Origin of the sequence: Mycobacterium sp. WMMD1722 (genome assembly GCF_049315205.1) — a bacterium.
Taxonomy (GTDB): domain Bacteria; phylum Actinomycetota; class Actinomycetes; order Mycobacteriales; family Mycobacteriaceae; genus Mycobacterium.
Window position 1 is genome coordinate 5148854 of the sequence record NZ_CP186056.1, and the last position, 25522, is coordinate 5174375.

Sequence of the window (25522 nt, forward strand, 5' to 3'; positions counted from 1 at the left end):
CTGTCTATGGATCAGCCGCCGGGTGCCGCCTAGAACCCGGCGCCCGGATTGAGGATGGCGTGCGGATCGAGTGCCTGTTTGATGCGGCGGTTCAGTTCCATCGCCTCGGGCCCGATCTGACCCGCCAGCCACGGCCGCTTGAGGCGGCCGACCCCGTGTTCACCGGTGATCGTTCCGCCCAGTCCGACGGCGAGGTCCATGATCTCGCCGAACGCGGTCTGCGCGCGCTCGGCCATCGCGGCGTCGGCCGGGTCGAACACGATCAGGGGGTGGGTGTTGCCGTCGCCGGCGTGCGCTATCACTGAGATCATCAAGTCGCGATCGGCGGCGATCTTCTCGATGCCGGCGCACAGATCGGCCAGTCGTGGCACTGGCACGCCGACGTCCTCGAGCAGCAGCGCGCCTTTGGCCTCGACCGCCGGGATGGCGAACCGTCGGGCGGCGACGAAAGCTTCGCCCTCGTCGGGATCCGATGTCGAAAAGACCTCCGTCGCGCCGGCATCGGCGAACACCTTCGCCATGAACTCGGCGTCCTCGGTGCCCGCCGCGCCGCGGTCGTCGGAGGCGGCGACCATCATGGCGGCGGCGTTGCGGTCCAGACCCATCCGCAGTTTGTCCTCGACCGCATTGATGGCGACCGCATCCATGAACTCCAGCATCGACGGCCTGATCCGGCCGGTGATGGTGACCACCGCGTCGGCGGCGGTCTCCACGGAATCGAAGGTCGCCACCACCGTGCACGGGGTGTGCTGCGGCGGCAGCAGACGCAGCGTCACCTCCGTGATGATGCCGAGCGTGCCTTCGCTGCCGACGAACAGTTTGGTCAGGCTCAGGCCGGCGACGTCCTTGAGCCGGGGGCCGCCCAGGCGCACCGCGGTGCCGTCGGCGAGCACGACCTGCAGTGCGAGAACGTAATCGGTGGTGACGCCGTATTTCACACAGCACAGGCCGCCGGCGTTGGTGGCGACGTTGCCCCCGATGCTGCAGATCTCGTAGGACGACGGGTCGGGCGGGTACCACAGGCCGTGCTCGGCGACGGCCTTCTTGACCTCGGCGTTGAGCAGGCCCGGCTGCACCACCGCCGTGCGGGTGACCGTGTCGACGGCGATGTCCCGCATCTTCTCCGTGGACAGCACCACCGCTCCGTCCAGTGCCGTTGCACCGCCGGACAGCCCGGTACCCATACCGCGCGGCACGACCGCGATCCGGTGTGCCGAGGCCCAGCGCAGCACCGTCTGTACCTCCTCGGTGCGGGTGGGCCGGATGACGGACAGCGCCGTCCCCGCACTCGGGTCGGCGGCCCGGTCCTGCCGGTAGGAGGCGACGATGTCCGGGTCGGTGACCACGACACCGTCGGGCAGTTCGGACTTCAGCTCGGCCAGCGCATCCATGGCCTCATGCTACGAGCGCTCACGACGGCACCATCCAGGACAGCACCGGGCCGGCCTGCAGCGCCGATAGCGCACACATCAGCGCCAGGAAGCCCGGACTCCCGAGGGCGACCCGCCAGAAGATCTCTCGCTCTTTGCCGTCGAGCCCGGCCGCGGCCGAGGCGATCGCCAGGTTCTGCGGCGAGATCATCTTGCCCAGGACACCTGCGGAACAGTTCGACGCGTCCGCGCCTCAGCGACCGCCTCCGCCCGGGTGGAGTAGCTTCGGGCCATCGGCCGTCTCCTGCGGCAGGTAATTCACAGGATTTCCGCAGGTCACCGAAAGGATTGGCGCCGTCGAAGGTTCGGGCGTCGCGGTACAGCGATTCCGTGATGTGACGCCGGACACATTTCGCGAGGCGTCACAAACGGGTCAGAGCTGGCGGGCCGAAACTCCGGCAGCGCCCGGCTTGGGCGTGCGCCCGCAACGCTCCGCATACGATGTTCGCGGCGATTCTGCCTGCTCGGCCCGTCGTCGGCCTTACGTTTCTTGACCTAGCTGTCAAATTGTGACTTGCTCCGATCGTGGCTGATCACAGGCATGCAAACCGTCGCGTGAGCGGCGCGATGAGGCCACGCTCTGACATTCCGATCTCCAGTAAATTGACGGTCGCGCGCATATTGGGCAAATTTGTGGCTACTTCGAGCCGCAACCTGACGCCGACCTGTTCCGACGTTGAAAACAGGCATTTGCGTGCGAGAATCCGGTTCGGTACCCCGCTTTCGGAGGCCGCGCTGCGCCGCCCGAGTTGATCGACAGCTATGTCTGTGCGATGTTTGTTCGCGGATGAACTTACTGCTCGGTAAGAAAATTCGAGCGGTGTGCTCTCGTTTCTTCGAACCAGGGTCGGTGCCCCTAGCGCCGGCCGGATCGCACTGGCGGATCCACCCGACGAACGCCGCGTACAGGGCCGAAGTGGTCACCGCGCAACACCACCGCACTTCACGAACGCACTTCCATCAATCCGAATACAGGAAGACGGGAATGGCCACGAACACCAAGATCTGGGGCGAACTGTCCACCATCGGCGAGCGGCCCAAGGTGTCGGTCGTCATTCCCGCGCTGAATGAGGCCCGCAACCTGCCTCATGTTGCGGCACGGATGCCTGTCGACGTCGACGAAATCGTGTTCGTCGACGGCCGATCAGTCGACGACACGGTCGAGGTGAGTCGCCGACTGTGGCCAGATGCCCTGCAGGTCAAGCAGACTCGTTCGGGTAAGGGCAACGCACTCGCGTGCGGATTCAAAGCCGCGACAGGTGACATCATCGTGATGATCGACGCCGACGGCAGCACCGACCCCGGTGAGATCCCGCGCTACGTCGCGGCGCTGACCGCGGGAGCTGACTATGCCAAGGGCTCGCGATTCGTCGAAGGCGGCGGGAGTGCTGACATCACCCGTTTCCGGCGAGCGGGCAACTGGGGGTTGAACGCGGTGGTTAACGTCCTATTCCCGTGCCGCTACACCGACCTCTGCTACGGATACAACGCATTCCGGCGCGAGTGCCTGGACGCGATGCGACTGCCCGCCACCGACAGCGACGTCGACCAGTGGGGTGACGGTTTCGAGATCGAGACGCTGATCAACGTCCGGGTGGCGATGAGCCGACTGTCGGTGGCCGAGGTGTACAGCTTCGAGGCGTCGCGCATCCACGGAGACAGCAATCTCAACGCCGTGCGCGACGGCGTGCGGGTCCTGCGCACCATCCGGCGCGAGTTCGTTGCGGCGCGCCGCGTGGCGAAGTCGGATCGTCGCAGTCCGATCCGGCTGCGGATTAGGCCTGTGGCAACGAATCTCGTGATGACAGAGGGGTCGGAGAGGGCATCGTGACCGCGCTGACGGACTCGCCTGCGCGCGAAGCCCGCTCGCGATTCGGCGTCCGGCGGGTCCATCGTGACGCCGCCGCCATGGCCCTGTCGTCGGTGGCGAACGCCGGCCTGGGCGTCGCGTTCTGGGGGTTCGCGGCCCGATTCGTGGCGCCGGAACACCTTGGTGTCATGACCGCGATTCTCGCGGTGATCCTCGCGGTGGGCAATGTCGTCGCCGTCGGTGTCGGTGACGCCTACAGTGCGCTGCTGCCCGCCGTCGGAACGGCCCGCCCCCGCATCTACTGGATGGGTCAGCGTGTCTTCCTGGCGCTGGCCCTGACGGCCGGTGTGCTGGGCGCCCTGGGCACCACACTTCTGCTCGAGCAGGTCCGGGGTTCGACGGCGGTCGCGGTCCTCGTGGCGGTGGGCATCATCGGCTGGGCGTCGTTCAACCTGCAGAACGCCACGATGACCGCGGTCGGGCGGGCGGCCTGGGTTCCGACGGTCAACATCTCGCTCGGGTTGGCGAAAATCGTTCTGTTGGCGGCGCTCTCGGTCTATGTGGGCTGGCACAGCGTAGAACTGGCCGTCGTCCTGCCGGTGCTGGTCATCGTCCTGATCGTTCAGCCCGTCCTGATCCGGATCATCGTCGACGGGCGCGAGTTGCCGACGACCGCGATGATCTCGGCGGACCGCGCTTCTGCAGAGTTCCGGCGCGTCGTGGTGCGCACCGTCGCGTTGTCCGCGATGGGGATCGGCGTGGTGACACTCACGCCGTTCCTCGTGACCGTGTTCGCCGGCGCCGCCGGCGGCGCCTTGTTCGCACTGTCGTTCTCGATCGTCACCACGTTCGACTACATCGCCGCCGCCATGGCGGTCTCTTTGGTGGTGCACGCCTCGAGCTCACCCGAGCACGCGGGCACCATGGCGCGCGGAATCCTGCTGCGCGCGGGAGCGCTCACGATCGCGGGCACCGCCGCGGTTGTTCTGGTCGTGCCCACGGCGCTGCAGTTCCTCAATCCCCAGTACGGCGTCTCCGATACGCTCGCCGTCGTCGCTGTGCTCTGTGCCGCGACGATCTGCCGGGTGCCCTACATCGTCTGGGCGGCGCTGCAGCAGGCCCGCCGCAGCCTGCGCATGCCCCTGGTCTTCAATTCGGTTGGCGCGCTGGTGATGATCGCCGTGATGCCGGTCCTGTGCGATGCCTACGGAGCCCTGGGCGGAGCCGTTGCGGTGCTGGTGCACCAGATCGGGCTCACCGTCGCAGCCGGCGTTCACTTCCGGGTTCTCCGTCATCGCGAGGAGGTGTGCGCGGATGTCTAGCACCGACGCACTCCGGCCGGCCGGGCCGGTCCCGACGCTGCATCCGGTGCTGCCCGACGACGGCGCACCGGGATGGGACGGCGCCACGTGGATCGGTGAGATAGACCAGCGTGGGCTCGACGGTGACCGGGCGCGGCTGGCCGGCGCGGACGGCTACCGGCGGGCGCGGCTGCTGATCTGGAACGCCGACCGTCCACGCGGGTCGGTGGAGGTCGGCATCGAGCGCGGCGAGATCGACCTCGCCGCGGTGCGGGAGGCGGCCGGGGGGCTGGCCGACCCGGCCCCCCTGGACCGCCACGCCGTACGCCCGCCGATCTCGATCGTCATCTGCACCCGGGACCGGCCGGATCAGCTGCGCACCGTCCTCGGCAGCCTCGGCGGTCTCGACTACCCCGAATTCGAGGTGCTGATCGTCGACAACAACCCGGCGAGCGGATTGACCCGCCCGGTCGTGGAGGCCTACCGGGGCCGGTCGGTGCGAGTCGTCGACGCGGTCGGGCAGGGATTGTCGGTTGCTCGCAACGTGGGTCTGCGCGACGCGCGCCATGACATCGTGGCCTTCACCGACGACGACGTGGTGATCGACCGGAGGTGGCTGCGCAACCTCGCGCACGGCTTCGCCCGCGACGAGCGCGTCGCCTGCGTCTGCGGCATGGTGCCGACCTCCGAACTGGTCACGCCGGCGCAGTCGTATTTCGACCGGCGCGTCGGCTGGGCGCAGCGGTGGGATCCGGCGGTCTACGACCTGCGGACCCCATCGGGCGGCGGGCTGTTCCCGCTGGAGGTCTCGGAGTTCGGCACCGGCGCCAATTTCGCGGTGCGCCGCACCGTCGTGACCGAGCTCGGCGGGTTCGACGAGGCCCTCGGCGCGGGTGCCCCGACGGGCAGCGGCGAGGATGTGGACATCTTCCTGCGCATAATGGTCGCGGGTCACCTGCTGGTCAGGGAACCCGCGGCGGTCGTGTGGCACAGCCACCGGCGGACCGTCGAGGGACTGCGCACCCAGATGCACAATTACGGAATCGGCCTCAGCGCGTGGATCACCAAACTCCTCGTGAGCCCCCGCACCTTCACCCTCGTCGTCAGCCGCCTGGTGATCGGGCTGCGCCACCTGGGCCGGGTCACCGAGGTGCGCGACGATGCCTCGGCCGACGCCGCGCCGGGCCTACGGTCCCTCAAGCGGGCCGAGATGTCCGGAGTGATCCTTGGACCGTGGTCACTGGTGCGTGGGCGCCTGTCGGGGCGCCGTGCGGCGCCACTGAGGCCGCGCCCGGTGTTACTGCGGCACTTCGACGTCCGTCACGGACGCATGTGGGGCGAGTCCGGACCTGCCGGCACGTCGGGTCGGCTCGCGCTGAGCGGCCTGTTGGCCGGAGCCGTCGCGGCGCTGGGCACGGTGCAGGCGTTGCCCCCGGGCCTACGCGCACTGATCATCGCCGCGTTCGTGCTGACCGGCCCCGGTTGCCTCGCGGTCTCCTTCTTCGCGCAACTGCCGCGGTCCGCGAGGCTGGCCCTGATCCCGACCGCTGGACTGGCCGTCTGCGTCCTCGCCGTCACCGGACTACTGATGATCGGTGTCTACGACCCCCCGGCGGTGCTGACGGGCCTGGCGCTCGCCACCGTGGTCGGCGCCCTCTCCCGCTGCGCGGTGCTGGCCCGACGTGAACGGACCACGGCGTGAACACGGCGGTGGCCGGCAAGGGACGCCACGCCCCGGCCGACCCGACGACTGGCGAGGTCGCCGATCGGCGCCGCTCACCGTGGCTGTCACTTCGACTGCCGTGGCTCGTCCTGCTCGCCTGCCTGGGCGCGTTCGCCTACGGGGTTCGGACGATCCCGTCCGCCCCCGCCAGCCAGTTCGGACTGCTGGCCGCCGCCTCGCCCCTGTACGCGTTGTCCATCCTGCTCGCCGCGGGCGCCTTCGCGATCGCCATCCGCCAGAGGAACGCCTCCGCGGCGGTGGCTGCCACGGTCGCCATGATCGTGTGCCAGCGATTACCGCGGGTGGTCTCGACCGAGGTCCCGATGTACGCGTGGACCTACAAACACCTCGGCGTCGTCGACTACATCCAGGCGAATCATGCTCTGGCACATGGGGTGGACGTCTACAACGGGTGGCCCGGCCTGTTCGCGGTCACCGCCTGGTTCTCCGATCTCACCGGCGTCCCGCCGATCGACGTCGCGCACTGGTTCACGCTCTTCTTCCACCTCGCCATGGCCGGGCTGGTGTACGCGGCGGCGCGCGCATGGCGGCTCGGCACGGACCAGGGGCTGGTGGCCGCGTTCATCGTGGTCACCCTCAACTGGGTGGAGCAGGACTACTTCGCCCCCCAGGCGGTGGCGATGCTGCTGACTGTCGCCCTGTTCACCCTGGCGGGCCTGTCGCGGGAACGCCCGGTGGCCGTTCCGCTGATCCTGGTGCTCTTCGCCGCGATCACCATCTCCCACCAGCTGACCCCTTACTGGATCTTTCTCGCGGTCGGACTGCTCGTGGCCGGGCGCAAGTTCAGGCCGTGGTGGATTCTGCTGCCGATGGCCGCGATGCTGTTGGCGTTGTTCTTCTACAACTTCGAGACCACCCGCGAATACGCCAACTTCTCCCTCGACGTCGTCGGCAACGCCTCGACCAACATCCCGGGGCCCGGTGCCGTCGGTCAGCTGCTCACCAGCACGGTGATGCGGACGCTGTCGGTGGCCATGTGGTGTGGCGCGGCGCTGGTGCTCGTCATCCGTTGGCGCAGAGGACAACCGGTGTGGGCGCTGGGCGTGCTGGCGCTGAGTCCGGTCCTTATCCTCGGGGGCCAGGGCTACGGGGGCGAGGCGGTCTTCCGCGTCTTCTTGTACTCGTTGCCGGGGTGCGCCCTGTTGTTCGCCCCGATCCTGCTGGCCGGCCTGCGTGCCGCCACCGCGCGTGCGGCCGGGGCTGTGGCGGTTCTGCTCCTGGTGACGGCGGCCTCGGCGCAGGCGTACTTCGGCAACTGGTCGACCAACCTGCTGACCGCGGCGCAGGTGAGGGCCGCCGACGATCTGCTGACCCAGGGTGACTATCCCGCCTACATCACCCCGCTGAGCCCGGTCTGGCCGGAACGCAGCGCCGGCCAGTACGTCCGCTACGCGGAATACGATGAGCGATACGATCATTCGCTGATCTTCCAGCCGGAGCTGCTGGGCAGGCACTTCGCCGACGACGCGGACTTCGACGCGTTCATGACGCTTATCGACGCCAGAACCGACGCCACCACCTATCTGGTGCTGACCGAACCGATGGCCGACTACGGAGCCTATTTCGGGCTCTTCCCATACGACGCAGTGACGAACTTGAGGGAGCGACTCAGAGATGACCCACGCTGGCAGACTGTCGAAGACGAACGAGATCTCGGCGTCTACGTCCACCGCCCCCCGACGAGGTGACCGGCCGGTGACGCACACGGTGGAGCGCCGCGACCGGCCGTGGCGCTCTTCGCGACCCGCCCTGATCATCGGTCCGTTCGACACGCCGGCCGTCGCGGAGATCGAACAGGCCATCGGGGCGTTGACCGAGGCCTATCCGCACAGCCGCCTGGATTGGCGCTTCGATGCCTCGCAACGGCGCTGGATCGGCGACCGCCGGCCCGAACAGATGGTCGTCGAGGAAACCGGCGTCCCAGGCCAGCCCGTCGGAGACATGCTCGACGACATGTGGACGCGCCACAGCGATGGCGGGCCGCTGACCTTCATCCGCTATCCGCATCATCTCGGGCTGGTGATGGCGCATGCCGTCGGCGACGGCCGCAGCTTCCTCGAGTACCTGGGCGGCGTGGCGGAAACCGCGTTCACCGGCCAGGTGGCCCCGTGGTCGTCGCATACGACGGGCCGGTTCCCGCTGCTGACCGCGGGGCTGCGCACCTTCGGCCGGCATCCCTCGCTGATCCGCACGGCGCTGGCCGACAAGTTCGAGCCGGAGTACCCGCAAGCCTCGGGCACCATGCTGGCTTGGGAGCCGTCGCGGCGCACCGCCGTGGTGGCGTTCCCGCGCAGCCGCACCGACGAGATGGTCGACTGGGGCCGGCGGTTCACTCCCACGCCCAGCAGGTTCGTGTTGCTGACGTGCGCCGTGCTGAGCGCGATGCGGGCAGCCGGCTTGGCCGTGTCCCGTGACATCCACGTCCTGATGGACCTGCGCAAGTATCTGGGCGCCGGCCCGATCAACGGCAACTTCGTCGCCGGTGTCCCGATGCGGTTTGAGCCGGACATGACGCCGCAGGAGTTCGCGGCGTCGGTCAAGACCACCCTGCGGTCCGGTCGGCCTCTCGCGAATCAGATCCTCACGTCCATACGGGCGGGTGGATTCGGATACCGAACGGCTCAGCCGGATTCCTACGACCCGCATGCGCCGCTGGTGGTGACCGTGACCGATCTGGGAGATTCGCCCTACCTCGAGCACATTCCGTTCTTCCTCGGCGAGCCGAGCATCTACGCCGCGGGCGGGAACCCCGACGGACCGCTGGGCGTGACGATCGCGCTGACCCACACCCGCGACTCCACCATCGCGACGGCCAGTTTCCACGACAACGCGGTCGACGCTGCGCAGATGCGTCAGGCGCTCGACGTCCTCGCGGCCGGCCCCGCCCGGCTGGTGTGCGAGCCGAGGCTGGCGCGATGACCAGGGTCCTCGCGGTGTCCTCCGCTCGCGACGTGATGGGGACCGAGCACAGCCTGCTCAACGTCACGCCGCGGTTGTCGTCTCGCGGACTCGAGATGATGCTGGCCGCCGAGCGGAGCGGGAGCTTCGAGAGCCGCTGGCGTGACATGGGTCTGACGTTCTACGACCTCGATCTGCCTCGGCGACAGGGTTTCCGGCCCAACACAGGTAGGGGCTTCAACAGCGTGGCTGAACTGGCGCGGTTACCGATCCGCACGGTGCGGGCGATCATCGGCATCGTCACGCTGGTGCGCCGTAGCCGCGCGGAGGTCATTCACTCCAATTGCCTCATCACGCATTTCGACTGCGCGGTGGCGGGCCGCGTCACCGGCGCGACGCCGGTGCTCGAGCTGCACGACATCGTGGCGCCCGGCATCGGGCGGCTGTTCATGGGGGTGGCGGTGCGGATCGCCGGCCGGGCCATCGCGATCAGCTCGGCGGTGCGTGACCAGCTGCCTCGGTGGGCGCGTGAAAAGGTCGTGGTGGTGCCGCAGAGCGTCGACGTCGAGCGCTTCGGCGCCGCCGCCGCGCCGGGTGACTGGCGCACCCGGCTGGCCGCCGCGCCCGAGGTCCCGCTGATCGCCGCCGTCGGTCGCCTCGACCCCGAGAAGGGTCTGCACGTCCTCGTCGAGGCGGTGGCGGAGCTGCGGGCCTCGGGGGTCGAGGCGCAGCTGGCGCTGGTGGGTTCCCCCAGCAAAGACGGCGGCGGATATCTGGCCGAGCTCCGGACCCTCGGCGACCGGCTCCTCGGCGATGCGCTGCGCATCGTGCCCCAGGTCGACGACGTTCCCGCGGTCCTGCAGGCGGTCGACATCCTGGCTTGTCCGTCGTTCGAGGAACCCTTCGGACTCATCCTGCTCGAGGCGCAGGCCTGCGGTGTGCCCGTCGTGGCGAGCGCGTCCGGTGGCCCGCTCGAGTTCATCACCCACGACCGCACCGGCCTCCTCGTCGCGCCGGGAGACCCTGGAGCCCTGGCCGGGGCGCTGTCCCGGCTGTTGCGGGACGGACAGCTCCGCGCACGCATCGCCCGGGCGGGACAGGACCGGGTGCGCCGGGCCTATACCGCCGACATCCGCGCCGATCGGATCGCGGAGGTCTACCGCGGCGGCGGGGGATGGGGGTAGATCGTGCGTTCGAGATGCCTGGCCGCGGTGTCCGCCGTGGCGGTGCTGATCGCCACTTTCACGGCGTGCGCGCGGCAGGAACTGGAGTACTACCGCCTGACCCTCGACGGCGAGAACGCGGTGGGGGTCTCGCGCAAGGGCGCGGAGCCGCGCGGCATCGTGCTGTTCTTCCACGGCATGGACCGCGACGAGACGATCCTCGACGTCGACGAGCCGCATCGTGAGCTGACCGAGGCGCTTACCGGCGCCGGCTATGTCGTCGTCGCCAGCCGGGCCGGCGGGAACGTGTGGGGGAATGCCGCGTCCCGCCGTGTCTACGCCGATCTGGCCTATGGATCTGCCGAGCACTACGGAGTCGACAAATTGTTTCTACTCTCCGAATCCATGGGCGCCATCGCCGCGACGAATTTGATGGCCGGCGGCGAATTCAATATCTCCGGAATGGTGGCCATCAACCCATTGTTGGATGTCCGTTCGCTAGAACCCAAATATGTTGCACAGGCCGAGGACGCCAATTCCGACGTGCCGATATCGGCGGTGAATCCGATCGATATACCGGTGGCGAAGATGAAAGACGAGAAATTGCGCTTCTACGTGACACCCGATGACCAGCTGGTGCCCACCGACCGCAACGCCACGGCCTTCGAGCGGCGATACGGGGGTGTCGCCGACATCTCCACGGTCATGTGCAGCGGTGAGCACATGGACCCGTCGTGCATCCAAGGAAAGGACATCGTCGCGTGGTTCAACAGTCTCGGGTGATGGTGATCGGGTCGGGGACCCGGTTCGTCAGTGGGATCAGTCACTACACACACGCGCTGGCGTGTGCGCTCAGTGAACGCCACCGGGTCTCGGTCGTGCTGATCCGGCGGCTGCTCCCACGGCGTCTGTACCCGGGTGCCGACCGGGTGGGCGCCCACATCTCCGACCATGTGTACCCGCCCGGTGTGCGTGTCTACGACGGCGTCGACTGGTTCTGGTTCCCGTCTCTTCTCGTCGCGGTGCGGATGCTGTGGCGCGAACGTCCGGACACCGTCGTGATGCACTGGTGGACAGGCGCGGTCGCGCACACCTACCTACTGCTGGCGGCGGTGGCCCGGCTGCGTGGCTCGCGCATTGTGCTGGAGATGCACGAGCTGCAGGACACCGGCGAGGCGCAGATACCGCTGGCCGCGGGCTACGCGCGCGCGGTGATGCGGCTGTTGACACCGATGGTGGACGGGTTCGTCATCCACTCGGAGGCCGACCGTGGGCCCCTGACCGACGCGCACGAGGTCGGCTCGCGACCGGTCCAGGTGATCCACCACGGGCCGTACGAACAGTATTCGGCAGCGCCTCGGCATATGTTGCGCGAAGCACCCGCCGACCGGGTCAACCTGATGTTCTTTGGGACCATCCGGCCCTACAAGGGGTTGGAGGATCTGGTTCGCGTCTTCAACGACCTCCCCGAGGGCAACCCGTTCTGGCTGACCGTGATCGGGGAGACCTGGGAAGGTTGGACGTCGCCGGCCGAACTGATCGCCGGCAGCCCGTTCGCGGACCGGATCACCTTCGTCAACAGCTATGTGAGCGATGCCGAGGCCGCGCGTTGGCTGGCCGGCGCTGATGCACTCGTGCTGCCGTACCGCCGCTCGTCGGCCAGTGGACCGCTGCACGTGGGCATGTCTCTGGGGCTACCTGTCGCAGTGTCCGACATTCCGGCCCTGGTGGACTCGGCCGCCGGTTACCGAGGGTGTGTGTTCTTCCCGCCGGGGGACGTCGAGGCACTGCGAGAGGCCCTGTACCGGCTGGCTCGGATGCGGGGATCCCGCAACGACGATCCGGCGTCCTGGGATGAATCGGTGCGCCGCTACGAGGAGTTGTTCGCGCAGTTGGAATTTCACCGCGACGGGGACCAGTCGAACTCTAGGGTGGCGACGAGTCCCCGGTGATCGGAGCCCGGTAGGGCCACCGCCGAGAGTGAGACCGCTGTGGCGCCGCGCGAGATCACGTGGTCGATCGCAATCAGTGGCGGGACGGCTGAATCCGCGGGGTAGGTGGGCGGGCTGCCCACCCCGGCCTGTTGGGCGGCATCCCGAAATCCGTTGTGCAGCAGAGCCCGGAACGGACGTGCGTCGAGGGTGGAGTTGAAGTCGCCCATCACGACGGTTGCCGCGCCATTCGCCCCGCGGGCCAACTCCCGCATGGTCTCGCTGGCCTGCGCAATGTCTGCCTGCCAGTCGGCGACGGGCTGCGGCCAGGGCCCGGACATGTGCCCGACCACCACGGTCGGATCGGTGCCGCCATCGTCGATGTGCACGCGACCGCTGAGCATCACCATCCGATAGCCGGGGATGCGCTGCGCGTCGCGGATCGGGTACCGGCTCCACAGGCCCGCGCCCGCCGCCTCGTCGCGCGCCTCGACGACCCGGAATGGGAAGGTGGGTGAGAGTCGAGATGAGAGCCGTCGCGCCGCCGAAGGAGTCAATTCCTGGACCGCGAGGATGTCGGCTCGATCCTCGGCTGACCGCGCGAGTTGCTCGGTATCTGCCTGCCCCAGATGCACATTGGCGGTCATGACCCGTACGGTCACCGCGCCGGTGCGGGCTTCGGCGGGTAGGTACTGCGGCATTTGAACAGCCGTGGCGGTCACGGACAAACCTGTCGCCGCCACGGCTGCCGGCCAATGCCGGGCCGCGACCGACAACAGCAAGGCCGCGAAAGCACAGAGGGACAGCACGGGGACGAAGGCCGCTGCGACGACGGCGGCGTGATGGGTGATCGGGACGTAACGGGCGGCGATTGCAGCGGCGGACACCGCGGAGAACGCGAGACCGGCCGCCAGGGCGATACGGCGCGCGGTCACCACCGAATGCCGTCGCCGGAGGGCGAATGTTTCCGAATTCTCACGAGGACAGCGTAGAGGCCCGCGGGAAGAATTGGCGACATAAATTCCGTGATATTTTGAGTAATGCCTCGACTCGTCGAACTCTCACTTCCTCGCGTGCTACGGAATTCGCTGTTCGTCGTCAGTGTTCCCGCCATTCTCGCTGGATGCCTTACGGGGGCCGCGGAGGGAGCGCCGTCGTCGAACGGGAACTGCGCTGCCACCGCCGCCGACACCCAGGGTTGGGGTGTTCCGGATCGCGAGGCTGGGTTCGACGCCCCGTCCGCGCTGAACGACTGGTGGCTCTATGACGGCCCGGGCCACGACGGCAACGGCCGCCGGACACCCGCGGCCATCTCGGTCGCCGACGGCGAACTCACGATCGCCGGCGACGCGGTCGGCAACTCCGGCGGTATGGCCTGGCGCGGCGGTGGCCAGATGTACGGGCGGTGGGAGGTGTGCGCCCGATCGACCGTGGCGGCAGAGACCTACCACTCGGTGGCCCTGCTGTGGCCGGACGCCAACGACTGGCCGATTGGCGGGGAGGTCGATTTCATGGAGATCGTGACTGCCGACCGCCAGCGCGTCGACTACAACTTGCACTACGGGTCCGACGACCGGCGCGAGGGTCATCAGACCTTCGTCGACGCGACGCAGTGGCACAGCTGGGCGGTGGAGTGGACCCCCGAGCGGATCGCCGTCTTCGTCGACGGACAGCAGTGGGCGCAGAGCACCGACCCCAGCCGTTTCCCGCCCCGCTCGATGCATCTGTGCCTGCAACTCGATGACTTCGGCGGCGACACCGGCGCCGGCGGTCAGCTCGCCGTGGACTGGGCGCGGCAGTACCGGTTGGCCTAGCCGGAGCAAAGGCGGATCGTAGTAATGTCTCCTCGCGTGGAGACAGAGTTGTGTGTGTGCCGACACGGCCGCTCCGCCCATGAGCACCACCGCTCAGGCAGCGACTGCGCGCTGTGCCCGCCGGGAGCGTGCCCGCGGTTCCGCCGGGCCACTCGCCTGCGGACGTGGTTGGACAGGTTCCGGCGCTAGTCCGCGCCCGCCCCGGTAGTGGGTGGACGGTCCAGGTCCCGCAGCGTGGGCAACCCCACCGCGACCAGACCGAGCAGAACCATCGGCACGGAGAGCGCCAGGAAGGTGACGTGCAGACCGGCGCTGTCGGCCAGGGGTCCGGCGACCACCAGACCCAGCGGCCCGGCGGCGTAGGCCAGCGAGCCCATCACCCCGACCACCCGCCCACGCAGATGCGACGGTGCGCGGGTCTGCATGACGTAGTTGTAGATCGGCGCGATGGGGCCGTACACCAGCCCGACGATCGCCGACAGTGCCAGGATCACCGGGAGCGGCGGCAGGAAGGCGATCACCGTCATCGCGATGCCGAGGGTGAGCACCGCGGTGAGCATGACCGTGCGGCGATTGGCGTACCGGGACAGCGCCGCATAGCCCAGCGCGCCGACCAGACCGCCGATCGACAGGGCCATCAGCACCCAGCCCAGGTGCGCGGGCTCATCGCGGTCGGTGAAGTACTTCGGGAACAGCACGCTCTCCATCGGCATGTACAGACCGGTGGCGATCAGCTCGACGATCGCCAGCGTACGCAGAACCGGTGTGCGCCAGACGAACCGGAGACCCTCCAGGATGCCGGCCAAGACCCGGTCAGGGATCTGGTCGCGCGCGGGCGCCCCGGCGCCCTCGAGCCGAAGCACCGCGATCGCGCCGATCGACAGCAGAAAGGCGCCTGCGGTCACCCACATCGTGTCGACCCCACCCAGGGTGGCGATCAGCAGACCGCCCAGCCCCGGCCCGACGATGTAGGCCAGATTGAACACCGCCTCGTACACGCTGTTGGCATGGTCGAGCGTCCAGCCGGCCCGCTGTGCGGCCTCCGGCAACATCGTCTCGCGCGCGGTGATCCCGGCCGGATCGAACAGCGCGCCCAGGGCGGCGAGCAGGGCCAGCACGGCGACATTGATCACCTGGACGCCGAAGGTCAGCGCCAGCACCGGCACCGCCGCGACCGACAGTGCCGAGAGCGCATCGGAGATCATCGCCACCCGTCGCCGGCCCAGATAGTCGACGGCCGCGCCGGCGATCAGCGTGGCGACCAGCAGCGGCAGGGTGCCCGCCATCGCGACGATCGACGCGTCCACCGCGGAGCCGTTGCGCTGCAACACCAACCACGGGAACGCGACCAGCGAGATGCCGTTGCCTGCACCCGCGCTCAACGCCGAGAACAGAATGAGGAGCAGCGGACCGCGTTTGCCGGTGATCATGGATATCGCGGCCGAATCTAGCAGCGCCGCAACCCGGTAGCGAGCGAATTTCGCGGCGATGCACAGTGGAGCCGTGCAGTTACCCCATCCGCGCACCGGCGCGCAGTTCGCCTCGCCGGTCCCGCCGGGCTCGGGTTGGCCCTCGGACCCCGCCACCTCCGACACCGCGGTCGCGGAGTCGGCGGCGCCCGTGGCCTCGCTGGCGGCGGCCACCGAGACGCTGGCAGAACTCGACGCCCTGGTCTCGGTGTGCCGCGCCTGTCCGCGGCTCGTCCAGTGGCGCGAGCAGGTCGCCCGCAAAGAGGTGGCCGTGCGCAAGGCCTTCGCCGAGCAGCCGTACTGGGGCCGGCCGGCCCCCGGACTGGGCGACGCGCACCCGCGCATCCTCGTCGTCGGCCTGGCGCCGGCCGCGCACGGGGCCAATCGCACCGGCCGGGTGTTCACCGGCGACCGCTCGGGTGACTTCCTGTTCGCCGCGCTGCACCGGGCCGGACTGGCGAATCAGGCTCTGTGCGTCGACGCCGCCGACGGCCTGGCCATGACCGGCGCGCGGGTGGCCGCCGCGGTGCGCTGTGCGCCGCCGGGCAATGCGCCGGCGCCGGCCGAGCGGGCGACGTGTGCGCCGTGGCTGGACGCGGAGTGGCGTCTGGTCGCTGCGGAGGTTCGGGTGGTGGTGGCGCTCGGCGGTTTCGCCTGGAAGGCCGCGCTGGACATGCTGCGCCGCGCCGGCGCCGTCGTGCCGGTCCCGGCGCCGAAATTCGGTCACCTCGTCGAGGCGGTGATCGGGGACGTCACGCTGCTCGGCTGCTTCCACCCCAGCCAGCAGAACACGTTCACCGGCAGGCTCACCCCGGCGATGATGGACGCCGTCTTCTCCGCGGCCAAGCGGATGGCGGGCCGGTGAGGACCGCCGCCCGGGAACGTACGGCCACCCGGATGCGTTGACCCTGCCATGCGCCTTTCCGTCCTCGATCTCGTTCCGGTGCGGACCGACCAGTCCACCTCGGATGCGCTGGCCGCCACCACGCGCCTCGCGCAGACCGCCGACCGACTGGGCTACACCCGCTTCTGGATCGCAGAGCACCACAACATGCCCGCCGTCGCGGCCACCAGCCCGCCCGTGCTGATCGCCCATCTCGCCGCCCACACCTCGGCGCTGCGGCTCGGTTCCGGCGGGGTGATGCTGCCCAACCACGCGCCGCTGGCGGTGGCCGAACAGTTCGCGCTGCTCGAGGCCGCCCATCCCGGCCGCATCGACCTGGGCATCGGGCGGGCGCCGGGTTCGGATCCGGTGACGTCGATGGCCCTGCGCGGCGCGGCCGGCCGGGACGACACCGACATCGAACGCTTCCCGCAGTACCTCGACGACGTCGCGGCCCTGATGAGCACCGACGGTGTGCGGGTGTCGCTGCCGCGAAATCTGATGCGGGAGAACTACATCCTCAAGGCCACGCCCGCCGCCGGGTCGGAGCCGAGGCTGTGGCTGCTGGGTTCGTCGATGTACTCGGCGCACCTCGCGGCGGCCAAGGGTCTGCCCTACGTCTTCGCCCACCATTTCTCCGGGCAGGGCACCAAGGAGGCGCTGGAGGTCTACCGGTCGGAGTTCCGGCCCAGCGACCTGACGGCCGAACCCGTCACGTTCCTGACCGTCAACGCCGTGGTGGCCGACACCCACGACGAGGCGATGTCCCTGATGCTGCCGAATCTGCAGATGATGGCTCGGCTGCGCACCGGTCAGCCGCTCACGCCGCTGGACCTCGTGGAGGACGCCGAACAGCTGGAGCTCGGCGCGCAGGCGCAGGCGGTGATCCAACACGGGCTCGCCCGCGCGGTGGTCGGCTCGCCGGCCGAGGCGGCTGATCAGGTCCGCGCGCTGGCCGCCGAGTTCGGCGTCGACGAGGTGATGGTCAATCCCGTCGCATCCGCGCGCCGGGGCACCGATCCGGCGACCGCGCCGGCCCGCGACACCACGCTGGAGTTGCTGGCCAAAGAGCTCTTCTAGGGTGCCAGCTCGACGATCGGGATCGGGCGGGTGGTGCGCTTCTGGTAGGCGTCGTAGCGGCCGGAGTTGTTGTCGTTGACGATCCGCCACAGCCGTGCGTAATCCGGATCATCGGGCATGATCGGCGTGGCCGTGGCCTTCAGGCGGCGGGTGCCCAGGTTGATCTCGACGTCGGGGTTCGCCTTGAGGTTGTGGTACCAGCCCGGTGCCTTCGGGGCGCCGCCGAGCGACGCCACGATGTAGTACTTTCCGCCGTCCTCGGCGTAGGTCAGCGTGTTGATCCGGGCGATGCCCGTCTTGGCGCCGGTGGTGTGCAGCAGCAGACTCGGCGGTGCGAAGGGGATGTGATGGCCGATGCGTCCGCCCGACTTCTGATACATCAGATCGTGCAGGCGTAGGAGCCGTATCCCGATCTGTTCGAGCGGCGAGAGATGATCCATCGGTCCAGTGTGTCAGCCGCCGGGCCGACGCCTCATCCCATGCCGGCGATCTGGGCGACGGTCAGCGCCGCGGTCAGCTGCAGCAGATCCCGAGGGCGGCCGATCCGCAGCTGGGTCAGTTCCTCGAGTCGGCGCATGCGCTGCGCGACGGTGTTGGGGTGCAGGTGCAGGGCGGCAGCCGCCGCCCGCCGGTCCAGGTCGTGGTCGAGCAGCACCCGTGCGGTGCGCAGCAACGCGGCCGCGCGGTCGCGGTCGTAGTCGAGCGCCGGTCCGAGTACCGCGCGGGCGAAGGCACGCAACCGTTGCGGATCGTCGAGTTGCAGCAGCAGATGGTCCAGCACGGTTTCCCGCAGGTCGATGACCGCCGGCGAATCCGATTGTGCGGCAAGCGACAACGCTCCGCGCAGAGTGCGGAAGGTGGCGGCCAGCTCGGCGGCGGGCGCGGGTGGGGCCACCGCGGCGACGGCTGCGGTGCCCAGCCCGCTCACCGCGACGGATTCGACGATCCGGGCGGCCACCTCGCGTGCCGCGCCGGCGCCGGGATGCTCGGCCCACACCAGCACCAGATCCCCGCGGTGCACGGCGGTCAGCGGTTTCGCCGGCATTCCGGCGACGGCGCGGTCGGCGGCCGAGAGCAGGCGATCGGCGGCGGGCCGGCCGCCGCGGTGCGGTGGCTCGGCGCATCGCACGGCGATCAGAATCTGGTCGCCCGACAGATCCCACCCCAGCCGACGGGCGCGTTCGGCGAGCACAGCGATGTCGCCGCCGTCGGCGCTGAGCAGGTCGGCCACCAGCGATCCGCGCAGCCGCTGCTCGACCTCGGCCGCAGTGCGGGCGCGCAGCAGTTCCAACGCCGCCACCACGGCGGCGTGTTCGATCGCGCGCACATCCAGGGAACTGAGGGCGGTGCGCGCAGCGCTGACGCGCAGCCGGGCGACCACCGCGCCGTCGAGCACCACCCCCGCGACCGTCTCGTCCCCGGCGCCGAGCACCTCCCCGGCGGCCAGTCGGACGTCCAGATCCTCCCCCGCCGGGACCTGCGGTCGGTCCGCCGCGGTGTCCGCCAGGGTTTCGCCGTACATCCCTTCGATCAGTACCGGCCGGTGGAGGAGCTCCGACAGGGCGGCGGCCACCCCGGCGACGCCCTCGCCGCGCAGCGCGGTGGCCGTGAGCATGGCGTGCACCTCCTCGGCGCGGCGCAATTCCCGGATCGTGTGTTGTTCGCTGGCCCGCAGCTGAGCGGTGCCCAGCGCGATCGCCACCTGCGTGGCCAGCGTCGTCACCAGGGAGATCTCCGCCGCGTCGAAGCGGTGTGGTGCCGTTCGATAGCCGTTGAGCGCCCCCACCACCTGCCCGGCGCGCAGCAGCGGGGCCGAGACCAGCGCACGGTAGCCCTGCTCGTGGGCAACCCCGCCCCAGCCGAAACCGGGTTGCAGGTCGACGTCCTTGAGCCACACCACCTCGCCGGTGCGATACGCCACGCTGGTGGGCGCCTCCTCGGTGCCGCGGACGTCGAGCAGGATCGGGCGGGTGGCGTTGACCTGCGCGACGTATTCCGCCGACAGGCCGTGGGATCCGACGATGGTCAGCGCCCGCCCGCTGTCATCAGGGAGCAGCACCGCGCAGAAGTCGAAGTCGAGCAGGGCGCACGCCGTCTCGGCGACCCGGTCCAGCAGGTCGGTCACCGGCTCGTCGCCCCCCACCGCCGCGCCGATCTCGGCCAACGCGTCCAGCCATCCCTCGAGCGGCACCGGTGTCGTCCCAGACATACGGAGCAGCATAAGTATGTGTGGGCAGACATTGCCGCGGATTGGGGACGGCGGCATCGTTGGCCCCAACGGTGACAGCGGTCACACGCCGACGGTCAACAAGGAGGATCTCCGTTGCGCATTCCGATTCGAACCCGGGCATTAATCCGGGGCGCGCGTGCGGCCGTCGCGCTCGGGGCCGTGGCGGCGGTCGCGCTGTCGACGGCGTGTTCGGCCGGCCTCGGTGGCCCGGCGTCCTCACGCGCCGCTCGGGACGGGGTCATCCGGTTCACGTTCGCGCCCGACCCCATCTGGGACTACATGAACGAGACCGGCATCGTCGACGAGTGGCAGCGCGACACCGGCTACCGCATCGAGACGAGTGCCACCTGGGACGAGTTCGGCCTGTTCGCCGGCGGCCACGCCGACATCATCTCCACGGCGTCCTTCGAGGTGCCCGCCCTCGAGGAGCAGACCCAGCGCGAGACCGTCATCATCGGCCGCTACAACGCCGAACGCAGCCGGATCTTGGTCCGCACCGACGATCCGGCCCAGTCGCTCGCGGATCTGCGGGGTAAACGCCTCGGCGTGTTCACCACTGTCTCGGGCACCCTGGTGTGGAGCGGCCTGGTCAAGCAGATGCACGACATAGACCTCGTCGGCGGCGACTTCGAGATCGTGGTGGCCGATATCCAGAATCTGTCGAACCTGCTGGCCCGCGGCGAGATCGACGCGTGCATCTGTTACCCCGATCTGTCGGCCCGGGATCTGCGAGAGGGCACCGTGCGCGCACTCTACGACGGAAAGTCCTCGGCCGAGGTGTTCGCCGATCTGGACGCGCCGGGACACGACGGCCCGATGGGCAACGTGTTCGTCGCCCGCGAGGACTGGGTCGACGGTCACCCCGGTGAGGTGTCGGCGTTCCTGGATCTGTGGACCCGCGGTCTACAGGAGTGGGCGGCCCACCGCGACGAGATGATCGAGCGCTACCCCCAGCACTTCGCGGTCGACACTCCCGAGGACATCGCGTTCATGAAGGACTATGTGGCCCAACATGACTGGGTCGTCGACGACGTCCGATTCGACCAACAGTGGGCCGAGGACGAGAGCTCGATATTCGATCTGATGCGGCGTGCGGGCGTCATCGGTGACGACGTCGCCGACCCGCGCTTCCTGCCCACCGAAGGAGTGCAACGGTGACCCAGACCATCACCCCGCCGGACGCGCAGCCGACGCCGCGCGATCCGGGCCCGAGGACCCGCAGACACCGGGTGCGCCGGCCGGCCGGACCGCGCCGGTGGCTGGTGTCGCTGATCGGGCTGATCGCGGCGATCGGCGGCTGGGCCGTGATCGCGGCGATCGTGGACGATCCGATCCTGCCCCGGCCCGCCGCGGTCCTCGACGAGGTCGTCGCGATCACGATGTCGGGGGAGGCGTTCACGAACTTCGCCTCGAGCATCGGCAAGATCGCCGCCGGATTCGCCATCGCGATGGTCGCCGGTCTGGTGATCGGATTCGCGATGGGCCGCAGCACATTCATGACGTCCTACTTCTCCCTGCCGCTGTTCGTCCTCGGCAACATGCCCGGCCTGACCTACGCGGTGTTCGGGCTGCTGATCTTCGGGGTCGGCGCCGGGGGACCGATCGTGGTGTCGGCCCTGGTGGCGTGTCCGTTCATCGCGATGAACGTCGCCGAGGGGGTCCGATCGGTCGACGGCAGCCTGCTGTCGATGTGCCATGCGTTCGGGCGCAACCGCCGCGACATCCTGCGCCACCTCTACCTGCCCGCCCTCACCACGTTCGTCTTCGCCGGAGTGCGTTACGGCTTCGCGATGGCCTGGAAGGTCGAAGCGCTCACCGAGGTGTTCGGCGCCAGCGACGGCGTCGGGTTCATGATCCGCAAGGCCTATCAGGAATTCCAGGTCGCCGACATGCTCGCCTGGACCACCCTGTTCATCGTCGCCATGGTGCTGATCGAGCGCGGCCTGGCCTATTTGGAGAACCGCTTCTTCGCCTGGCGGAAGGAAATCGCATGACCACCGCAACACTGTCGACCCCCGCGTGGCGGCGTCATCTGCGCGGACAATCCATGTCGGCCGTCGCCGTGCTGGCCGCGCTGCTGACCATCCTCGGTGCCTGGCAGCTGGCCGTTGTCGTCGGCAATCGCATCCCGTCGCCGGCCGACGCCGTCGACAGCCTGATCTCCGAGGCGGCGATCGGCGAGCTGTGGCACAACCTGGCGATCAGCATGAACCGCTTCCTGCTGGGCTTGGCCGCGGCGCTGATCGTGGGTGCGGCGCTCGGCGTCTGGATGGGCCTGTCCAAGATCGCCGACCTGGCCTTCGCCGACGTCAACGCCGCAGCCCTGGCCATCCCCGCGGTCATCTGGGCCCTGCTGACCACCATGTGGTTCGGGTTCGGCTGGCTGACCCCGGTGGTCACCGTGTTCCTGTCCGGTCTGCCGTTCGTCGTGGTGAACATCGCCAAGGCGACCAGGGCGGTGCCCGCGGACCTGGTGTTGATGGCGCGGTCCTTCGGTGTGCCCCGCACGAAGGTGCTGCGCCACATCGTGGCCCCCGCGGTCGCGGGCTCCACCGTGGCGGCCGTGCGGTTCGCCATCATGAGCGCCTGGAACGGACTCCTGCTGGCCGAGTGGTTCGGCTCGACCTCCGGGGTGGGCTGGCGCTCGCGGTACTGGTACGACGCGAACCAGCTCGACGGCTTCTTCGCCTGGGTGCTGGTGTTCATCCTGCTACTCGTCATCGCCGATCTGCTGATCCTCGGCCCGCTCGAACGCCGCATCACCCGCTGGCGCTCGGCCTGACCCAGCCTCCGCCCCCGCCCCTTCACCGCTAGAAACGAGAAATCATGGCCTCCATCGAAATCCGCGAACTCGTCAAGGAGTTCCACGGCCGCAACGGCGCCACCACCCGGGTGATCGACGGCATCGACCTCACCATCTCCGGCGAGACATTCGTCTCGATCGTCGGACCGTCGGGCAGCGGCAAGACCACCCTGCTCAACATCGTCTCGGGCATCGAGACACACACCTCCGGCACCGTCGACCTGCGGGCCGGCACCCGCGAGGCCCGCGTCGGCTACGTCTTCCAGGATCCGCGGCTGCTGCCGTGGCGGACGGTGATGGCCAACCTCGGCTTCGTCCAGCACGAGCGGGCCGGATGGGAGAAGCGCGCCCGGCACTATCTCGACCTGGTGGGCCTGAGCCACTGCGCCGACCGTTTCCCGGCCCAACTGTCCGGCGGTCAGCAGCAACGCATCGGCATCGCCAGGGCCTTCGCCGTCGAGCCCGACGTGCTGCTGATGGACGAGCCGTTCAGCCACCTCGACGCGATGACCTCGCGCACGCTGCGCGAACATCTGGAACGCATCTGGCTGGAGTCGCGCCGCACCGTCATGTTCGTCACCCACGACGTGACCGAGGCGGTGCAGCTGTCGGATCGGATCGTGGTGCTGGCCCCCGGCGGCCACATCCACGAGATCATCGACGTCGACCTGCCGCGTCCCCGCCGTGCGTCCGACCCCGCCGTCGCCGTACTCCAGGCCGAGGTCCTGCAGCGGTTCGAGGCCCTCGAAGCGGCGACCGTGGGGAGCCCGGCATGATCGAGCTGCGACCCGGCCCCGTCGACGTCCACGCCCACTGGCTGCCCGAGGATCTGTTCGGTCTGCCGCCCGGTTCCCCGGTGCCCCCGCTGAACGGTCGCGACGGTCAGCTGCATCTGGGCGATCTGCCGCTGTCGATCGAGACCGCGGCGATGAGCGATGCCGACCGCGTGCTGGCCGACACCGATGCCGCCGGTCTGGGTTGCCGGGTGATCTCCGCGCCGCCGTTCGCCTTTCCCGTCGCCGATGCGCCCGGGGTCGACGATTACGTGGGCAGCTTCAACGACGCACTGACCAGGACGTGCCGCGACAGCGCGGGCCGGCTGCTCGGACTGGGCCTGGTGTCCCTGCACGACGCCGACGCGGCCCGTAAGCAGATGGACGCGATCGCCGGCTCGGGGGTGGTGCGTGGGATCGCGGTCCCGCCACTGCTGGGCGCCACGTCCTTCGATGTGGATCCGATGCGGGATGTGCTGCGCAGCGCGGCCGAATACGACCTGGCGGTGCTGGTACATCCGATGCAGCTGGCGCGGCCCGAGTGGTCGTCGTACTACCTGGCCAACCTGATCGGCAATCCCGTCGAAACCGCCACCGCAGCAGCGGCTCTCGTACTCGGCGGTGTGCTCGAGGAACTTCCGCAGCTGCGGATCTGCCTGCTGCACGGCGGTGGCTGCGCACCCGCGCTGGTCGGCCGCTGGCAGCACGGCTGGTCCCAGCGCGCCGATGTCCGTAGCGCCGAGACCCGTTCTCCCCGGGAAGGTTTCGCCGGGTTGTGGTTCGACACGCTGACCCACGACGGTCCGGCTCTGGAGCTGCTTCGGGCGCACGCCGACCCGGCGCATCTGATGTGCGGTAGCGACTACCCGTTCGACATGGGGGTCACCCGGCCGCTGGACCTGCCGCACGCCGTGGGCATCACCGACGCCGCCCTGGAACACAACGCCCACCGCTTCCTGGGCCTCGAAGGAGAACCTGATGACTGAGAACATCAACCCGCGGCACGACTGGAGCGGGCATCGCGCGCTGGTGGTCGGCGGCTCGATCGGCGGGCTCACCACCGCGCTGCTGTTGCGCCGCCTGGGCTTCGACGTGTCGGTGTACGAGCGCACACCGACCAATCTCGACGGTCGCGGCGGGGGGATCGTGCTGCAGCCCGACACCCTGCGCTGGTTCGTCGAGTGCAGTGACCAGCATCCCGAACAGGTCAGCACCTCAACGCATTACGTGCAGTATCTGGGGGCCGTCAACGAGCTCGTGCACCGCGAGGACGCGCCGTGGCGCTACACGTCCTGGGGGACGTTCTACCGGGCACTGCTCGCCGATTTCGGCACCGACGACTACCACCTCGGACAGTACGCGTCCGGCTTCGACGAGGACGTCGACGGTGTCGAGGTGCGGTTCACCTCGGGCCGCCGCGAACGCGCCGATCTGGTGGTGTTCGCCGACGGGATCAGTTCACCCAGCAGGCGGCGGATCTCACCGGAGACCAGGCTCGAGTACTCGGGTTATGTCGGCTGGCGCGGCACCGTGCCGGAGCGCGAGGTGTCGGCCGGGACGTTCGAGTTGCTGCACGATTCGATCACCTACAGCGTCGCACCGCATACCCACATCAACGTCTACCCGATCCCCTCACCCGAGGGGGGTCTGGCGGTGGGGGAGCGCCTGCTGAACTATGTCTGGTACCGCAACGTGCCCGAGGGACACGAACTCGACGAGTTGATGACCGACAAGCGCGGCTTCCTGGCGGGGGTGTCCCTGCACCCGGGTGCGGTGCAGGACCGATTCGTCGACGAGATGCGCCGGGCGGCGCCGTCGGTGCTCGCCCCCGCCGCGGCCGAGGTGGTGGTGCGCACCGAACAGCCCTATCTGCAGGCGGTGTACGACGCGGTCGCCCAGCGCATGGCCATGGGTCGGGTGGCCCTGATCGGCGATGCCGCGAGCGCCGCGCGACCGCATGCAGCGGCCGGCACCGCCAAAGCCGCCGCCAACGCGTGGGCCCTCTACGACGCACTGTCCGACAGCGGCGACATCGCCGAGGCGCTCGCGAAGTGGGAACCCGGCCAGCTCGAGCTCGGACAGCGGCTGGTGCAGCGCGTCCAGGACATGGGCGCCCGGTCCCAGTTCGACTGCACCTGGATCCCGGGCAATCCCGAGAACCGTTTCGGCCTCTACGGCCCCGGACACTAGGAG

23 protein-coding genes are annotated in these 25522 nt (G+C 69.3%); 17 read left to right on the top strand and 6 right to left on the bottom strand.

Annotated features, from left to right (window positions below):
- Positions 1-29: 29 nt before the first annotated feature.
- Positions 30-1391, bottom strand: coding sequence for an FAD-binding oxidoreductase (locus ACN27E_RS25020; protein ID WP_422745644.1), 1362 nt, complete (start codon positions 1389-1391; stop codon positions 30-32).
- A 19-nt stretch (positions 1392-1410) separates the two neighbouring features.
- Positions 1411-1581, bottom strand: a complete 171-nt coding sequence (locus tag ACN27E_RS25025; RefSeq protein WP_422745645.1) for a hypothetical protein — start codon at positions 1579-1581, stop codon at positions 1411-1413.
- Between the two features lie 834 nt (positions 1582-2415).
- On the opposite strand from ACN27E_RS25025, the gene ACN27E_RS25030 reads away from it, so the two are divergent.
- The 8 genes from ACN27E_RS25030 to ACN27E_RS25065 are packed head-to-tail and all read left to right on the top strand — an operon-like array spanning position 2416 to position 12298.
- Positions 2416-3261, top strand: a complete 846-nt coding sequence (locus ACN27E_RS25030; protein ID WP_422750108.1) for a glycosyltransferase family 2 protein — start codon at positions 2416-2418, stop codon at positions 3259-3261.
- Positions 3258-4562 (top strand): hypothetical protein, encoded by a 1305-nt coding sequence (locus tag ACN27E_RS25035; protein WP_422745647.1) that lies wholly within the window; start codon positions 3258-3260, stop codon positions 4560-4562. Before ACN27E_RS25030 ends, ACN27E_RS25035 begins: the two co-directional genes overlap by 4 nt.
- A complete protein-coding gene (locus ACN27E_RS25040) occupies positions 4555-6243 on the top strand; it encodes a glycosyltransferase family 2 protein (protein ID WP_422745649.1) in 1689 nt (562 codons plus the stop codon). Before ACN27E_RS25035 ends, ACN27E_RS25040 begins: the two co-directional genes overlap by 8 nt.
- On the top strand, positions 6240-7973 hold the full coding sequence (locus ACN27E_RS25045) for a hypothetical protein (RefSeq protein ID WP_422745651.1): 1734 nt from the start codon (positions 6240-6242) through the stop codon (positions 7971-7973). Before ACN27E_RS25040 ends, ACN27E_RS25045 begins: the two co-directional genes overlap by 4 nt.
- 7 nt (positions 7974-7980) lie before the next feature.
- Positions 7981-9204: a hypothetical protein gene (locus ACN27E_RS25050; protein WP_422745652.1), complete on the top strand. Its 1224-nt coding sequence runs from the start codon at positions 7981-7983 to the stop codon at positions 9202-9204.
- Positions 9201-10367, top strand: coding sequence for a glycosyltransferase family 4 protein (locus tag ACN27E_RS25055; RefSeq protein WP_422745655.1), 1167 nt, complete (start codon positions 9201-9203; stop codon positions 10365-10367). Before ACN27E_RS25050 ends, ACN27E_RS25055 begins: the two co-directional genes overlap by 4 nt.
- A 36-nt stretch (positions 10368-10403) precedes the next feature.
- Entirely contained in the window at positions 10404-11129 is a 726-nt protein-coding gene (locus ACN27E_RS25060; protein ID WP_422745657.1) for an alpha/beta hydrolase, read from the top strand.
- On the top strand, positions 11108-12298 hold the full coding sequence (locus ACN27E_RS25065; RefSeq protein ID WP_422745659.1) for a glycosyltransferase: 1191 nt from the start codon (positions 11108-11110) through the stop codon (positions 12296-12298). Before ACN27E_RS25060 ends, ACN27E_RS25065 begins: the two co-directional genes overlap by 22 nt.
- Here the strand turns inward: ACN27E_RS25065 and ACN27E_RS25070 are convergent.
- Complete coding sequence (locus ACN27E_RS25070) at positions 12247-13212, bottom strand: endonuclease/exonuclease/phosphatase family protein (protein ID WP_422745661.1); 966 nt, start codon at positions 13210-13212, stop codon at positions 12247-12249. The two genes, ACN27E_RS25065 and ACN27E_RS25070, sit on opposite strands and share 52 nt — an antisense overlap.
- Positions 13213-13350: 138 nt before the next feature.
- Between ACN27E_RS25070 and ACN27E_RS25075 the strand changes: the two genes are divergently transcribed.
- Positions 13351-14091 carry a glycoside hydrolase family 16 protein gene (locus ACN27E_RS25075; protein ID WP_422745662.1) on the top strand — a complete coding sequence of 247 codons (741 nt, stop codon included), beginning with the start codon at positions 13351-13353 and terminating at the stop codon, positions 14089-14091.
- Positions 14092-14276: 185 nt separating this feature from the next.
- Here ACN27E_RS25075 and ACN27E_RS25080 read toward each other — a convergent pair whose 3' ends face one another.
- The gene (locus ACN27E_RS25080) at positions 14277-15521 is read right to left on the bottom strand and encodes an MFS transporter (RefSeq protein ID WP_422745664.1); all 1245 of its coding nucleotides are present in this window, start codon (positions 15519-15521) and stop codon (positions 14277-14279) included.
- A gap of 58 nt (positions 15522-15579) precedes the next feature.
- Between ACN27E_RS25080 and ACN27E_RS25085 the strand changes: the two genes are divergently transcribed.
- A complete protein-coding gene (locus tag ACN27E_RS25085) occupies positions 15580-16425 on the top strand; it encodes a uracil-DNA glycosylase family protein (RefSeq protein ID WP_422745666.1) in 846 nt (281 codons plus the stop codon).
- A 48-nt stretch (positions 16426-16473) separates the two neighbouring features.
- On the top strand, positions 16474-17523 hold the full coding sequence (locus tag ACN27E_RS25090) for an LLM class flavin-dependent oxidoreductase (RefSeq protein ID WP_422745667.1): 1050 nt from the start codon (positions 16474-16476) through the stop codon (positions 17521-17523).
- Here ACN27E_RS25090 and ACN27E_RS25095 read toward each other — a convergent pair.
- Together ACN27E_RS25095 and ACN27E_RS25100 are read right to left on the bottom strand one after the other, a co-directional pair.
- Positions 17520-17963, bottom strand: coding sequence for a nitroreductase family deazaflavin-dependent oxidoreductase (locus tag ACN27E_RS25095; protein ID WP_422745669.1), 444 nt, complete (start codon positions 17961-17963; stop codon positions 17520-17522). The genes ACN27E_RS25090 and ACN27E_RS25095 overlap by 4 nt on opposite strands.
- A 32-nt stretch (positions 17964-17995) precedes the next feature.
- Positions 17996-19732, bottom strand: coding sequence for a helix-turn-helix domain-containing protein (locus tag ACN27E_RS25100; protein ID WP_422745670.1), 1737 nt, complete (start codon positions 19730-19732; stop codon positions 17996-17998).
- Positions 19733-19846: 114 nt separating this feature from the next.
- Here ACN27E_RS25100 and ACN27E_RS25105 point away from each other — a divergent pair, with 114 nt between their 5' ends.
- From ACN27E_RS25105 to ACN27E_RS25130, 6 genes are read left to right on the top strand one after another with little or no spacing between them, the layout of a single operon-like run.
- Positions 19847-20911 carry an ABC transporter substrate-binding protein gene (locus ACN27E_RS25105; protein ID WP_422745672.1) on the top strand — a complete coding sequence of 355 codons (1065 nt, stop codon included), beginning with the start codon at positions 19847-19849 and terminating at the stop codon, positions 20909-20911.
- A complete protein-coding gene (locus ACN27E_RS25110; protein WP_422745674.1) occupies positions 20908-21747 on the top strand; it encodes an ABC transporter permease in 840 nt (279 codons plus the stop codon). The genes ACN27E_RS25105 and ACN27E_RS25110 overlap by 4 nt, the downstream gene beginning before the upstream one ends.
- Entirely contained in the window at positions 21744-22535 is a 792-nt protein-coding gene (locus tag ACN27E_RS25115) for an ABC transporter permease (RefSeq protein ID WP_422745676.1), read from the top strand. The genes ACN27E_RS25110 and ACN27E_RS25115 overlap by 4 nt, the downstream gene beginning before the upstream one ends.
- A 44-nt stretch (positions 22536-22579) precedes the next feature.
- Entirely contained in the window at positions 22580-23332 is a 753-nt protein-coding gene (locus ACN27E_RS25120) for an ABC transporter ATP-binding protein (RefSeq protein ID WP_422745677.1), read from the top strand.
- On the top strand, positions 23329-24315 hold the full coding sequence (locus ACN27E_RS25125; RefSeq protein WP_422745679.1) for an amidohydrolase family protein: 987 nt from the start codon (positions 23329-23331) through the stop codon (positions 24313-24315). The genes ACN27E_RS25120 and ACN27E_RS25125 overlap by 4 nt, the downstream gene beginning before the upstream one ends.
- Complete coding sequence (locus ACN27E_RS25130; RefSeq protein WP_422745680.1) at positions 24308-25519, top strand: FAD-dependent monooxygenase; 1212 nt, start codon at positions 24308-24310, stop codon at positions 25517-25519. The genes ACN27E_RS25125 and ACN27E_RS25130 overlap by 8 nt, the downstream gene beginning before the upstream one ends.
- Positions 25520-25522 lie beyond the last annotated feature (3 nt).

Excerpts from the sequence above, each read along its gene's own strand:
- ACN27E_RS25020 (WP_422745644.1), bottom strand. The coding sequence starts at position 1,391 with ATGGATGCGCTGGCCGAGCTGAAGTCCGAACTGCCCGACGGTGTCGTG.
- ACN27E_RS25025 (WP_422745645.1), bottom strand. The coding sequence starts at position 1,581 with ATGATCTCGCCGCAGAACCTGGCGATCGCCTCGGCCGCGGCCGGGCTC.
- ACN27E_RS25030 (WP_422750108.1), top strand. The coding sequence starts at position 2,416 with ATGGCCACGAACACCAAGATCTGGGGCGAACTGTCCACCATCGGCGAG.
- ACN27E_RS25040 (WP_422745649.1), top strand. The coding sequence starts at position 4,555 with ATGTCTAGCACCGACGCACTCCGGCCGGCCGGGCCGGTCCCGACGCTG.
- ACN27E_RS25055 (WP_422745655.1), top strand. The coding sequence starts at position 9,201 with ATGACCAGGGTCCTCGCGGTGTCCTCCGCTCGCGACGTGATGGGGACC.
- ACN27E_RS25080 (WP_422745664.1), bottom strand. The coding sequence starts at position 15,521 with ATGATCACCGGCAAACGCGGTCCGCTGCTCCTCATTCTGTTCTCGGCG.
- ACN27E_RS25085 (WP_422745666.1), top strand. The coding sequence starts at position 15,580 with ATGCACAGTGGAGCCGTGCAGTTACCCCATCCGCGCACCGGCGCGCAG.
- ACN27E_RS25090 (WP_422745667.1), top strand. The coding sequence starts at position 16,474 with ATGCGCCTTTCCGTCCTCGATCTCGTTCCGGTGCGGACCGACCAGTCC.
- ACN27E_RS25095 (WP_422745669.1), bottom strand. The coding sequence starts at position 17,963 with ATGGATCATCTCTCGCCGCTCGAACAGATCGGGATACGGCTCCTACGC.
- ACN27E_RS25100 (WP_422745670.1), bottom strand. The coding sequence starts at position 19,732 with ATGTCTGGGACGACACCGGTGCCGCTCGAGGGATGGCTGGACGCGTTG.
- ACN27E_RS25115 (WP_422745676.1), top strand. The coding sequence starts at position 21,744 with ATGACCACCGCAACACTGTCGACCCCCGCGTGGCGGCGTCATCTGCGC.
- ACN27E_RS25120 (WP_422745677.1), top strand. The coding sequence starts at position 22,580 with ATGGCCTCCATCGAAATCCGCGAACTCGTCAAGGAGTTCCACGGCCGC.
- ACN27E_RS25125 (WP_422745679.1), top strand. The coding sequence starts at position 23,329 with ATGATCGAGCTGCGACCCGGCCCCGTCGACGTCCACGCCCACTGGCTG.
- ACN27E_RS25130 (WP_422745680.1), top strand. The coding sequence starts at position 24,308 with ATGACTGAGAACATCAACCCGCGGCACGACTGGAGCGGGCATCGCGCG.